At 71.1% G+C, this 12,799-nt stretch carries 12 protein-coding genes; 2 read left to right on the top strand and 10 right to left on the bottom strand.

The window, feature by feature from the left end; translation table 11 throughout:
- Positions 1-198: 198 nt before the first annotated feature.
- A complete protein-coding gene (locus tag ABD875_RS15175; protein WP_345178872.1) occupies positions 199-606 on the bottom strand; it encodes a cobalamin B12-binding domain-containing protein in 408 nt (135 codons plus the stop codon).
- 342 nt (positions 607-948) lie between these two features.
- Here ABD875_RS15175 and ABD875_RS15180 point away from each other — a divergent pair, with 342 nt between their 5' ends.
- Both ABD875_RS15180 and ABD875_RS15185 read left to right on the top strand, forming a co-directional pair.
- Positions 949-1,920 (top strand): M23 family metallopeptidase, encoded by a 972-nt coding sequence (locus ABD875_RS15180; RefSeq protein WP_345178880.1) that lies wholly within the window; start codon positions 949-951, stop codon positions 1,918-1,920.
- Between the two features lie 111 nt (positions 1,921-2,031).
- The gene (locus ABD875_RS15185) at positions 2,032-3,894 is read left to right on the top strand and encodes a methyl-accepting chemotaxis protein (RefSeq protein WP_345178887.1); all 1,863 of its coding nucleotides are present in this window, start codon (positions 2,032-2,034) and stop codon (positions 3,892-3,894) included.
- Positions 3,895-3,948: 54 nt separating this feature from the next.
- Here ABD875_RS15185 and pcrA read toward each other — a convergent pair whose 3' ends face one another.
- From pcrA to ABD875_RS15230, 9 genes are all read right to left on the bottom strand, one after another.
- The gene (gene pcrA / locus ABD875_RS15190) at positions 3,949-6,396 is read right to left on the bottom strand and encodes a DNA helicase PcrA (protein ID WP_345178894.1); all 2,448 of its coding nucleotides are present in this window, start codon (positions 6,394-6,396) and stop codon (positions 3,949-3,951) included.
- 44 nt (positions 6,397-6,440) lie between these two features.
- Positions 6,441-6,914 (bottom strand): hypothetical protein, encoded by a 474-nt coding sequence (locus ABD875_RS15195; RefSeq protein ID WP_345178897.1) that lies wholly within the window; start codon positions 6,912-6,914, stop codon positions 6,441-6,443.
- Between the two features lie 9 nt (positions 6,915-6,923).
- Positions 6,924-7,286, bottom strand: a complete 363-nt coding sequence (locus ABD875_RS15200; protein WP_345178901.1) for a response regulator — start codon at positions 7,284-7,286, stop codon at positions 6,924-6,926.
- 44 nt (positions 7,287-7,330) lie between these two features.
- Positions 7,331-7,777 (bottom strand): chemotaxis protein CheX, encoded by a 447-nt coding sequence (locus ABD875_RS15205; RefSeq protein WP_345178907.1) that lies wholly within the window; start codon positions 7,775-7,777, stop codon positions 7,331-7,333.
- Complete coding sequence (locus tag ABD875_RS15210; RefSeq protein ID WP_345178914.1) at positions 7,774-8,166, bottom strand: response regulator; 393 nt, start codon at positions 8,164-8,166, stop codon at positions 7,774-7,776. Before ABD875_RS15210 ends, ABD875_RS15205 begins: the two co-directional genes overlap by 4 nt.
- Positions 8,154-8,990 (bottom strand): CheR family methyltransferase, encoded by an 837-nt coding sequence (locus tag ABD875_RS15215; protein ID WP_345178933.1) that lies wholly within the window; start codon positions 8,988-8,990, stop codon positions 8,154-8,156. The genes ABD875_RS15210 and ABD875_RS15215 overlap by 13 nt, the downstream gene beginning before the upstream one ends.
- The gene (locus ABD875_RS15220; protein WP_345178940.1) at positions 8,987-10,099 is read right to left on the bottom strand and encodes a protein-glutamate methylesterase/protein-glutamine glutaminase; all 1,113 of its coding nucleotides are present in this window, start codon (positions 10,097-10,099) and stop codon (positions 8,987-8,989) included. The genes ABD875_RS15215 and ABD875_RS15220 overlap by 4 nt, the downstream gene beginning before the upstream one ends.
- Positions 10,100-10,204: 105 nt before the next feature.
- The gene (locus ABD875_RS15225) at positions 10,205-11,086 is read right to left on the bottom strand and encodes a hypothetical protein (protein WP_345178947.1); all 882 of its coding nucleotides are present in this window, start codon (positions 11,084-11,086) and stop codon (positions 10,205-10,207) included.
- Positions 11,087-11,216: 130 nt separating this feature from the next.
- Complete coding sequence (locus ABD875_RS15230) at positions 11,217-12,788, bottom strand: methyl-accepting chemotaxis protein (RefSeq protein WP_345178965.1); 1,572 nt, start codon at positions 12,786-12,788, stop codon at positions 11,217-11,219.
- Positions 12,789-12,799 lie beyond the last annotated feature (11 nt).

Genomic DNA, 12,799 nt, shown 5'->3' on the forward strand with positions numbered 1-12,799 from the left:
CGAGCGTCGTGGTCACACCGTGCTTGGCGAAGAGCTCCTTCGCCTGGTACTCCATCAGATCCACTGATCCACCAAGTCCTCTAGTCGGAGCGAGCGGGCGCGCGAGAACGACGCCACGAGCTCAGGGGTGTCTCGAGCACCCTAGACCCGGGCCCGGTCGGACGACGAGGCCGGGTGAACGTGACGTCAGGCACGGTTTCAGTCCGCGAAGTACTCGCTGACCCAGTCGGTGATCGCCGTGGTCGGCGCCCCGGGGGTGAACACCTTGGCCACCCCGATCTCCTCGAGCAGGGGGATGTCCTCCTCCGGGATGATCCCGCCACCGAAGACCACGATGTCGGAGGCGTCGCGCTCGGCGAGCAGCTCGACCAGCCGGCGGAACAGCGTCATGTGCGCCCCGGACAGCACCGACAGCCCGATCAGGTCGGCGTCCTCCTGGATCGCGGTCTCGACGATCTGCTCCGGGGTCTGGTGCAGGCCGGTATAGACCACTTCGTGGCCGGCGTCGCGCAGCGCTCGCGCCACGATCTTGGCGCCGCGGTCGTGCCCGTCGAGTCCCGGCTTCCCGACCACGATCCGGATCCGCCGCGTCGCTGTGCTGCTCATAGCCGGAGGCTAGCCCAGGCGTGATGCTCACCACGTCCCCGGGGCGACCCGTGACCGGTCCGGCCGAACTCCTGTTGACCCGGTTGAGGCTGCCGATGGGACCTGTGGGACGGTTGCGGAGGAAATCGACCCGACGCAATTCGTCCACAACTTTTCGGCGTTGGTTTCCCGACGTCGTGATCGGTCCGTTACAGTCGGGCCTCGCCGTCTGAACCCCGAGAACAGCGGAGAGCACACATCACCATGGGCAACCACCGAGCGGAACGCCGCGGCTCCGGCCGCCGTCCCTCGGACCTCCCGACCCCGGTTGCGGAGACGACGCCCGTCTCGGCTCCCCTCGCGATGGACGACACCTTCGAGACGGTGCTGCTCCCGGCCACGGTCGCCGGCAAGCGCCGCGCCGAGAAGCCCGCGAAGCCGCGCAAGGCGGCCAAGGCCGCCCGGTCCGCCCAGGCCGCCCGGTCTGCCGCGCCGGCCCCGAAGGTCGCCGCGCGCGCCGCCAAGCCCGAGAAGCCCGAGAAGGCAGCGAAGGCGCCGGCGCACCAGCCCGGCCGCCGGGCGAACAAGCACTCCGCGACGCGCGGCCCGCTGTTCAAGATGCTGCCGTCTCCCCCGGTCCTCCTGGGCGTCGCGGCGCTGGCCATCTCCGCCGGCGGCGCCGTCACCGCGGCGAACGGCGGCCTCTCCGACCAGCCGACCCGGTTCAGCCAGGCCAGCGCCCTGAGCGGTGCCAGCGACGTCTCGCGGGTCAGCCTGCTCGACGACCGCACCATCAGCCGTGACTCCGCGCGCGACGCGATCGCCGACAGCAGCGACGCCGCGCTCGTCGAGGAGGTCGAGGGCGAGCTGCGTGAGCGCAACGCGGCCCTCGCCCAGCTCACCAAGCAGGCCCAGGCGCAGGCCGACAAGCTCGCGCTCAACCAGTGGGTCCTCCCGCTCTCCGGCTACCACCTCACGGCGCGCTTCGGTGAGTACGGCCTCTGGTCGAGCTACCACACCGGGCTCGACTTCGCCGCGGACCCGGGCACCCCGATCCTCGCCATCGCGAACGGCGTCGTCACGTCGGCCGGGTACGACGGCGCGTACGGCAACAAGACCGTCATCACGCTCGACGACGGCACCGAGCTCTGGTTCTGCCACCAGACCTCGATCAACGTCTCGGTCGGCGAGGAGGTCCGCGCCGGCGACGTGATCGGGACCGTCGGCTCGACCGGAAACGTCACGGGCCCGCACCTGCACCTCGAGGTGCGCCCCGGCGCCGGCGACCCCGTCGACCCGTACGAGGCGATGGTCGTCCACGGCGTCACTCCCTGACGCCCGACGGCCCACGAGAAACCCTCAGGTCCGGCCCTCCCCGGCCGATCGGTCTCCCCGATCATCCGGGCTGTCCGGATCCGGTCGCAGTCGGGCGGGAGGAGCCCTGCGGTGGGAGAGACTCTCGCGTCCCCGGCAGAGGGACGTTCACTGGGCGCGCTCGCCCTGGCTCCGATGACCGCGGTGGTCCGCCGCCTGCGGCTCACGATGCGGCTAGTCGTGCTGGCCCTGGTCCTGCTGATCCCGACCGGAGTGCTGGGACAGGCGTTCCTGTCCGCGACGAACGGGCAGATCGGCTTCGCCGAGAAGGAGGCCGAGGGTCTCGACGTCCTGCGACCCACCCTGACGGCACTGGCCCAGGCGGCGGCCGGTGACCCGGCTGACGTCGACGCGGTCGCCGCGGCGGTCGAGGCCCACCCGAGTCTCGGCGTGGACGCGCAGATGGACGCCGTCTCCGCCCAGGCCGACGCCGGCGGCGCAGCCCTGGCCACCGCACTGGCCGACCTGGTCACCGCCGTCGGCAACGGCTCGAACCTGATCCTCGACCCCGACCTCGACTCGTTCTACGTGATGGACGCCCTCGTCGTGCAGATCCCCGCGGCGCTCGTGACCGCTGCCCACGCGGCGGCGGACCCCCAGGGGACGAACGCCGAGGCGGTCGCCGACCAGGCGGTCCTCGCGGGGCAGCTCGCCCGGGCGTCGTCGGCGCTGGACAACGACGCCAGCACCGCGGTCGCCACCACGTCGATGCCGGGCCTGGAGTCGCGCCTGAGCGTGCTCGGCGAGATCGCTGCCGCGGCCGACGCCCAGAGCAAGACGATGTCCGCAACGCTGTCCGAGCCCGCAGCCGCGGACCCCGGTGCGCTCGCGACGGTCGCCGCGGCGGCCGTCGATCCGGCCGCCGACGTCCTCGACGACCTCCTGCAGGCTCGCATCGACCACCTGTCGGGCCAGCAGCGCACGATCCTGGTCGTCGCCGCCTTCAGCCTCCTCGTGGCGCTGGCCTTCGTCCTCGCCGTCACGCGCCTGACGCGCAAGGACGCCGCCCGGACCGTTGCCGCGGTCGAGGCGCTGGCTCGCGGGGACCTCCGCGACCAGGACCTCCCCGACGGCCGCGACGAGTTCGGCGACATCGGGCGTGCCGTCGGGACCGCGACGGGCACGTTGCGGGAGACCATCTCGGGCATCGGCGCACACACCTCCAGCCTGGCCGGAGCGAGCGAGCAGATGTCCGCGGCCAGCACCTCCATCGCCGGCGCGACCGAGGAGACCACCGCCCAGGCCGGCGCGGTCACCAACGCCGTCCAGACCGTCAACGCCCACATCGACAGCCTGTCGTCGGCGTCGGCGGAGTTCGGCGCCTCGATCGGGGAGATCGCCAAGAGCGCCGCGGAGGCCGCGCGCGTGGCGGCCACGGCCGCCGAGCTGGCCTCGGAGACCACCGCCACCGTGGACCAGCTGGGCCGCTCGTCCGCGGAGATCACCGACGTCATCAAGGTCATCCGGGCGGTCGCCGAGCAGACCAACCTGCTGGCGCTCAACGCGACCATCGAGGCCGCCCGGGCCGGAGAGGCCGGCCGGGGCTTCGCCGTGGTCGCGAACGAGGTCAAGGACCTCGCGCAGCAGACCGCCGCCGCTACGGCCGACATCACCGACCGGATCGACCGGATCCAGTCCGACAGCGGATCGGCCGCGGACGCCATCAGCCAGATCGCGTCGGTGATCGCCGAGATCAACGATCTGCAGACCTCGATCGCCGGTGCCGTGGAGGAGCAGCACGCGACCGCGGCCGAGATCAGCGCCCGCGCCGCCGAGGCCGCCGAGAGCTCGGCCACGATCACCGCCTCGGTCGCCGACGTCGCCGGCACCGCGCGGAGCACGAGCGGCCACGCGGAGAGCTCCCGCACCGCCGCCCACGAGCTCGCCGAGATGAGCAACGAGCTCCAGGCGCTGGTCTCCCAGTTCCAGCGCTAGACGGCTACGGCTCCGCCGGGGCCGGAGGCGTCACGGGCTCCGACGGCTCCGCTGTCAGAGCTTCTCGACCGGCGCGTAGCGCAGCAGCAGCCGCTTGACGCCCTCGGAGCCGAAGTCGATCGACGCCACGGCCTTCTCGGCGACGCCTTCGAGCGCGACGACGGTGCCCATGCCGAACGAGTCGTGCACCACCCGGTCGCCGGGCTCGAGGCTCGGCATCTCGCGCGCGGGCTTGGCCCGGGCGGCGGCGTCGGCGCGCAGCGCGGCGGAGGAGAAGTTGCGGCGGCCGGCATCGGTGAGGGTGCCCAGGCCGGACGACGCGGCGGAGCCGCTCGCGAGGTCGGGCCGGCCCCACCGGGTCTGCGCCGCCTCGGTGCGCCGCCAGTCGACGAGGTCGACCGGGAGCTCGTCGAGGAACCGGGAGCCCGGGTTGTGTGCCGGTGCCCCCCACGCCGAGCGGACCACGGCCCGCGAGATGTAGAGGCGTTCCCGGGCGCGGGTGACGCCGACGTACGCCAGCCGTCGCTCCTCCTCGAGCTCCGGCTGGTCGCCGAGCGCCCGGGCGTGCGGGAAGACACCGTCCTCGAGCCCGGTGAGGAACACGACCGGGAACTCCAGCCCCTTGGCGGTGTGCAGCGTCATCAGGGTCACGACGCCCGTGTCGTCCTCGGGGGCGTCGGGGATCTGGTCGGTGTCGGCCACCAGCGCGACCCGCTCGAGGAAGTCCGAGAGCCCGGGCGCGACGGTCCCGGCGTCGACGTCGGCGGGGTCCGCGGACGGGCCGGCCTGCGGGTCGTCGGAGAACTCGCGCGCGACGGCCACGAGCTCGGCGAGGTTCTCGACGCGGGTCTCGTCCTGGGGGTCGTCGCTCTCCTCCAGCGAGGCGACGTACCCGGAGCGGGCCAGCACGGTCTCCAGCACGACGTCGGCGCGCTCCCCCGCGTCGACCATCGACTGGAGCTCCTCCACCATCGCCACGAAGCCCTGGATGGCGGTCAGCGAGCGGGTGGCCAGGCCGGGGGCGTCCTGCGCGCGGCGCAGCGCCTCCCAGAACGTGATCCGGTCGCGGTCGGCCAGCGCCTGGACGCAGGCGACGGCACGGTCGCCGATGCCGCGCTTGGGGGTGTTGAGGATCCGGCGCAGGGACACCTGGTCGGCCGGGTTCACCAGCATCCGCAGGTAGGCGAGCGCGTCGCGCACCTCGCGCCGCTCGTAGAACCGGACGCCGCCGACCACTTTGTAGGGCATCCCGAGCCGGATGAACACCTCCTCGAACACGCGCGACTGCGCGTTGGTGCGGTAGAACACCGCGACGTCGGCGGGACGCAGGCCGCCCTCGTCGGTGAGCCGGTCGATCTCCTCCGAGACGAACCGGGCCTCGTCACGCTCGTCGTCGGCGACGTACCCGACGATCCGGGCACCGTCCCCGGCGTCGGACCACAGGCGCTTGGGCTTGCGGCCCTTGTTGTGGCCGATCACGGAGTTCGCGGCGGTCAGGATCGTCTGGGTCGAGCGGTAGTTCTGCTCGAGCAGGATCGAGGTGGCGTTCGGGAAGTCCTGCTCGAAGTCGAGGATGTTGCGGATGTTCGCACCGCGGAACGCGTAGATCGACTGGTCGGCGTCGCCGACGACCATCAGCTCGGCGGGCTCGACCCGCTCGCCGTCGAGGTCCTCGGGGTTGTCCGCGCAGAGCTGGTGGATGAGGGCGTACTGCGCGTGGTTGGTGTCCTGGTACTCGTCCACGAGCACGTGGCGGAACCGGCGCCGGTAGGTCTCCCGCACCTCGGGGAGCTGCTGGAGCAGGTGGACCGTGAACATGATCAGGTCGTCGAAGTCGAGCGCGTTCGCCTCGCGCAGCCGGCGCTGGTAGGTCGTGTAGACCGCCGCGTAGGTCTCCTCGAGGTTGTTGCGGGCGTCCTTGGTGGCGTCCTCGGGGTCCTTGAGCTCGTTCTTCTGGTTCGAGACCCAGTGCAGCATCGCGCCGGGCTGGTAGCGCCGCGGGTCGAGGTCGAGGTCGTTGCAGACCAGCGTCATCAGCCGCTTCTGGTCGGCGGCGTCGTAGATCGAGAAGTTCGACTTGAAGCCGGTGCCGTCGAAGTCCAGCGCGGTGATCTCCTTGCGGAGGATGCGCACGCAGGCGGAGTGGAACGTCGACACCCACATGATCCGCGCGCGTTTGCCGACGAGCTCCTCGACCCGCTCCTTCATCTCGGCGGCGGCCTTGTTGGTGAAGGTGATCGCGAGGATCGAGCCCGGGTGCGCCTTGCGCTCGGAGATGAGCCAGGCGATGCGACGGGTCAGCACCCGGGTCTTGCCCGACCCGGCGCCAGCGACGACGAGGAGGGGTGCGCCCTCGTGGACCACCGCCGCGCGCTGCGGCTCGTTGAGCCCCTCGAGCAGCTCCTCGCGGGTCGGGCCGCGGCGGGAGGTGCGGGGCTCGTCGGGGGTGCCGTCGGCGTGGTCGTACGCCGGCAGGCCGGGCAGCGGGATGGAGGTGCTCATGCTGGGGGCAAGCCTACGGTGGCCCGCCCCCAGCCCGAGCGTCGCTAGGCGGGAACCTGGACGAGCGCGAGCCGGCCGCTGCCGTAGCCCGAGATGTCCAGCGTGACGTCCTCGCGGGCGCCGAGCGTCACCGCGACGGCCTCGACCTGCGGCGGCACCGTCTCACCGGGCGCGAAGGTGCTCGAGAGCTTCACGTGCACGCCGGCGTCCCCGAGCGGGGCGGCGAGCACGTTGAGGATCTCCGCGGCGTTCTCGAAGAGGTTCGGCGGCAGCCGGAGGTCCTCGATCGCGGCCTCGGCCCCGCCCTTGGGTACCAGGGCGATGGCCGCGCCCGCGTTCGCGGCCAGGTGCAGGTCCATCAGCGCTATCGCGGTGAGCTTGTAGTTGTCGTCGACGTACGTCGCGATCACCGGTCGCGGGTGGTCGAGCGTGATCGGGGTGGCATCGCCGATCTCGACGTCGCGGCCGAGCAGGCCCTCGAAGAGGTCCTTGATCGCCTTGCGGTCCGGAAGGCTCATGACCGGAACCTAGCCCAGCACCGGAGTGAGGGCTTCCTCGAACACCTCAGCCGTGAACGGCTTGGCGATGAGGAAGAGCGCACCGGCGTCGGACGCGATCGAGCGCATCTCCTCGGAACCCTCCGAGGTGACGAACCCGAACGGCGTCTGGTTGCCGCTGCCCCGCAGGTCGCGGAGGAAGTCGATGCCGGTCTTGTTCGGCATGTTCCAGTCCGACAGGACGAGGTCGGGCTTCTCCGTCTGGACCTTGGAGAAGCCGTCGGCGCCGTCCTCGGCCTCGACGATGTCGTGGCCGCTGAAACCGGCCTGACGCAGGGTGCGGATCACGATCTGACGCATCACGCGGCTGTCGTCCGCGACGAGGATCTTCATGGTTCTCTGCTTTCCTTCTGTCTGGTGCTCGGGCAGTCGTCGAGTCAGGCCGCGTCAGGAACGACTTCGACGAAGACGGGTGCGCCGTACCACGAGATGATGATGCTGCTGTCGGGTGACGGCGGGCTGGTGGCCTCCGTGACGCCGGGCAGGCCGAGCGACATGACGCCGCCCAGGGCGCCCTTGACGCTGCCACCGACGACGTTGAGGACCTCACCGACGGCGTCGTGGACGTCGTCGTCCGGGAGGACCTCCTCGGCCGGGGCGCCCAGCATCGCACCGGCGATCTGGGTGGCGACCTCGGTGTCACACGTGAGGATGATGCGGCCGTTCCAGTCGCCACGCAGCTCGATCTGAGCCTGGACGCCGGGGCCGAGCTCCGGGACGGCGTCGGCCGGCCACGGCTCGAACGCGGTGAAGAGCATCGAGCCCCACACCTGCTCGAAGGCGGCGTGGACGAGCGCCGGGTCCGGCGCGGTACCAGTGGTCATGAGAGGTCTCCCGCAGGGACGGGGAGGAGCCCGAGCAGGTCGAGCTTCTCCATCAGGGCTTCGCCGGTGAACGGCTTGATGAGGTACTCATGGGCCCCCGCGGCGAGTGCGCGGACGATCCGGTCCTGCTCGCTCTCGGTGGTGACCATCATCAACGTGATGCTCCGCCACTCGGGGCGCTTGCGGACTTCGGTGATGAACGTGAGTCCGTCCATCACGGGCATGTTCCAGTCGACGCAAGCCAGCGCCGGGAGCTCGGCCTGGGCCTCGAGGACATCGATGGCCTCCTGGCCGTCACCCGCCTCGAGAACCTCGTAACCTGCATCGCTGAGGATGCGGCCGACGATCCGGCGCATCGCTCGCGAGTCGTCAACGATCAGCGCGCGCACGTGGGTTGTTCCTCTCTGACCTTGTACACAGAAGACCTTCCGGCCGGGACCCGTTCCCAGGCGTCGTCGACGCCCATCGTCATCTCGGCGGCGCCGAGGAAGAGATGGCCGTCCGGCGCCATCACCTGACGGACACGGCGCAGGATGTCGCGCTTGGTCGCCAGGTCGAAGTAGATGAGAACGTTGCGGAGGAAGACGATGTCGAACTTCCCCATCGGGGGGAAGGGTCGCACCAGGTTGAGCTGACGGAACTGCACCTGCGCGGCAAGCGCCGGGTTGATCTTCCAGTTCAGTCCGGACCGCTCGAAGTGACGGACCATCGTCGTAGCGGGAAGCCCGCGGTTGACCTCGAGCTGGGAGTACTCGCCGGCCTTGGCCTTGTCGAGCATCTCCTGCGAGAGGTCGGTCGCCAGCATGTCGATCTTCCAGCCGGCGAGCTCAGGGGTGTCCTGCGCGGTCATCAGGATGCTGTACGGCTCCTGACCACTCGAGCAGGCGGCCGCCCAGACCCGGATCTCCCGGTGGCTGCGCGTCTTGGCGAGCGTCGGGAAGATGGACTGGCGCAGGGCGGTGAAGGGGTCGCTGTCGCGGAACCAGGAGGTCTCGTTGGTCGTCAGTGCCTCGACGACCAGCTTGAGAGCTCCGGGGTTGCGGCGGGTGGAGAGCTCGCCGACGTAGGCGTCGACGTCCGGGTGACCGGCCTGACGAGCCAACGGCAGCAGCCGGGACTCGACCAGGTACTCCTTCCCCGGCTCGAGCACGATCGCACTCTCCGCGCGGACGACCTCGCGAACGAAGTTGAAGGATGTGGTGCTGATAGTCATGGCCGTCCTCCCGTGGCGGCAAGTGCAGCCTGCTGGGGAGCAAGGCGACGGATGATTTCAGGGCCGATCGCGTCGAGCGGCAGGACCTGCTCGGCGAGACCGGCGGTGGCCACCGCACCAGGCATGCCCCAGACCACCGAGGTGGCCTGGTCCTGGGCGAGCACACTGCCACCGCGGTCGACGATCGCTCGGGACCCGACAGCGCCGTCGGATCCCATTCCAGTCAGCACCACTCCGAGCAACGACGAGCCGACCGCGGCCACCGCACTGCGGAACAGCACGTCGACCGCAGGACGGCAGTAGTTCTCGGGGGGTGCCTGGGTGAGCCTGGTGGTGAGGCCGCGCTGACCGGCGACGACCTCGAGGTGGTAGTCACCGGGTGCGATGAACACCTGTCCCGGTCCCATCGGCTGGCCGTCCTCTGCCTCGACGACCGAGAAGCCGAACTGGCGGTCGAGGCGGGCGGCGAACTGGCGGGTGAAGAGCGGCGGCATGTGCTGCACCACCGCGACCGGGACGGGGAGCGAGGGGAGGCTGCCGAACAGCGACGCGAGCGCCTCGGGGCCTCCGGTCGAGCTGCCGACGACCAGCAGCTTGTGGCCGCCGGCGGGGCGGACGGCGGGGGCGCGGAGCACGGGCGGCGGGGCCTTGACGGCCGGGACGCCGGCCGGCGTGGCCCGGCCCGAGGCGGAGCCGCCGCGGAGCGGGACCAGCGACTTGATCCGCGGGATCAGGGCCTCGCGGACCTGCTCCATCGACTTCCCGACGCTGCCGACGTTGGCCGGCTTCGGGACGTAGTCGGAGGCACCGGCGGCGAGCGCGTCGAGGGTGGCGACCGCGCCGCGCTCGGTGAGCGTGCTGAACATGATGATCGGCATCCGCAGGCCCTGCGAGCGCAGCTCGCGGACCGCCTCGATGCCGTTCATCTCCGGCATCTCGATGTCCATCGTCACCAGGTCCGGCTTGAGCAGCGCGGCCTTCTGGACGCCGGCCCGGCCGTTGACGGCGGTGCCGATGACCTCGATGTCGGGATCCTCGGCGAGCAGATCGGACACGATCTTGCGAATCACCACGGAGTCGTCGACGACGAGCACGCGGATCCGAGTCATGTGGTGTCCTCACCTTCAGGCCCACTGAGGTGCAGGCGAGGATTCCATCGGCCGTGCGGACGGGGACCTTAGGCCCGATCTCACACAACGTTCAACGAAGCAGGCTCAGGTGTAGACCTCACGCCACGGCCGCAGCAGCACGTCGGCCTCCGCGGCCGGCAGCACGTCGCCGACCGAGCTCGCCTGGATCACGCCCGACAGCGCGTTCCAGACGCCGTACGCCGCGTCGCGGGCGGTGAAACCGGCCCGGCGGAAGGCGATCACCCCGGCCAGCTGAGCGTCGCAGGCGAGGCGAAGCCGGTCGGTGAAGGAGAGGGCCCAGGTCGCCTGGTGCATGGCGGGCGCCCACTGGGCGGTGTGCAGGCGCAGGTCGTCGACGACCTGGCGCCAGCGCAGTCGGATCGCCTCGTCGGCGCCGGCGAGAACGGTCAGCACCTCGTCGACGTCGGGGATCCCGGTCGGGACGGTCGCGTCGCGCGACGGGACGCCGGCCCGAAGGAACGGGACGGCCATCGCACGGCGGGCGTCCTCGGGGAGCCGATCCCGCAGGTAGCCCGCGAACGCGGCGTCGGCGAGCACGTCGGCGGCCTCGGCCGCGGCCGGGTCCTGCACCGCCAGCTCTCCGCTGTGCAGCCAGGTCCAGTCCAGCAGCTCGCGCCGGATGATCCGGTCGAGGGCGTCCACGTCCCCGAGGAGACTGGTCTCGAGCCGGCGCAGCAGCCGGGTCTCCCCGGCCAGGGCCTCGTCGAACATGTCTCCGGCGAGCTCCAGCACCTCGGCGGTGCTCTCGGTCGTCGAGATCGCGACGTCGCGGACCCGCAGCCACGTCGAGCGCGCCGGCAGGCCGGGATGGGCCGAGGCGAGGCGCGCGACGTCGTCGGTCGTCGCGGTCAGGGCGGCCCGCAGCACGCCGGAGACCTGGTCCCCACCGGGAAGACGGGCCAGGTCGAAGGCGAGAGCAGGAGCTCCCACGACGGAGTACGGCACGAGTCGACGGTACCCCGCGCCGGCCGCCGTCACGCCTGGAACCCGGAAACGTGGTCCCGGACACGCCGGCGGCCGCCGGGACGGTCGTCCCGGCGGCTGCCGTGGGGGGGGTGTTCGGTTGTGGAACGGGTCAGGCGTTGGTGCGGAAGCGAGCGACCTCGAGGCGGAGCTCGTTCGACATCCGGGCCAGCTCCTCGATCGCGGTGAGGGTCTGGTTCACCGCCTGGGTGGTGGTCTCGGCAGCAGCCGCGACACCGGAGATGTTGGTGGCGATCTCGCCCGAGCCGGTGGAGGCCTCGGCGACGTTGCGCGCCATCTCGTTGGTGGTCGCGGTCTGCTCCTCGACCGCCGAGGCGATCGTGAGCTGGTAGTCGTTGATCGAGGAGATGATCGTGGAGATCTCGCCGATGGCCTCGACCGCACCGGTGGTGTCGGCCTGGATGGTCTCGACCCGGCGGGCGATGTCCTCGGTCGCGCGGGCGGTCTCCTGCGCGAGCTCCTTGACCTCGTTGGCCACGACCGCGAAGCCCTTGCCGGCCTCACCGGCACGCGCGGCCTCGATGGTCGCGTTCAGCGCCAGCAGGTTGGTCTGCTCGGCGATCGAGGTGATCACCTTGACCACGTTGCCGATCTCCTGCGAGCTCGCGCCCAGCTTGGCGACCGACTCGTTGGTGGTCTCGACGATGCCGACGGCCTGGGCGGCGACGCGGGCGGCGTCGTTCGCCGAGCCGGCGATCTCGCGGATCGAGGCGCCCATCTGCTCCGCGCCGGCGGCGACGGTCTGCACGTTGCGCGACACCTCGTCGGCGGCACCGGAGACGACACCGGCCTGGACCGAGGTCTCCTCGGCACCCGCGGCGATCTGCTGCGAGGACGAGGACAGCTCCTCCGACGACGCGGCGACTGCGTCAGCGGACGACACCATGGACTTGATCACGGTGCCGACGGAGTCGATCGACCGGTTCAGGGACCGCTCGAGCTCGCCGAGCTCGGCCGCCGACCGCTCCTCGGCACGCTGGGTCAGGTCGCCGTCCGCGAAGGCCGAGAGGACGTCGATGCTGGACCGCAGCGGGCGGGTGATGGAGCGCGAGATGAGGATGGCCAGCGCGATGAGCGCGACCAGGCCGACCGCGATCGTGATCAGCACGAACAGCTCGGCCTGCTTCTGCTCGTCCTTCATCTCCGCGGTCTTGGCGTCCGCGGCCTTCTCGATCTTCTCGAACGTCGCCGAGAGCATCTCGTCCATCGCGTCGTTCGCGGTCTGGATGTCGTCGGCGCGCAGGCGCATCGCGTTCTGGTTCTCGACCGCGCCGTCGACGAAGTCACCGATCGCCTTGCCGTAGGACACCCAGGCGTCCTCGAACTGCTTCATCTCGCCGGCCTTCACGTCCAGGTCGAGGGCCTTGATCTGGTCGACCAGGGCCGTGACCTTGCCGTTGTCGTCGACCACGTCGGCCGGGAGCGCCGAGTTGTCCACGTAGGAGAGCGACTTGAGGGCGTCGACCTTGAGCTCGCTGGAGCGGGTGTCGAGCGCGTGCATCAGGGCGCGTGCCTCCTGCAGGTCGGCCAGCTCGTCGCTCGTCTTCTCGACGGAGTTCAGGCCCGACCAGGCCACGCTGCCGACGATGACGGCGGTGGTGCCGCCGATCGCGGCGATCGCGGCGAGGCGACGGCCCACGGTCCAGGTGATGGGTGACTTCATGGCAGGGAAGT

This window comes from Nocardioides caricicola, from assembly GCF_039541135.1.
Lineage (GTDB): Bacteria > Actinomycetota > Actinomycetes > Propionibacteriales > Nocardioidaceae > Nocardioides > Nocardioides caricicola.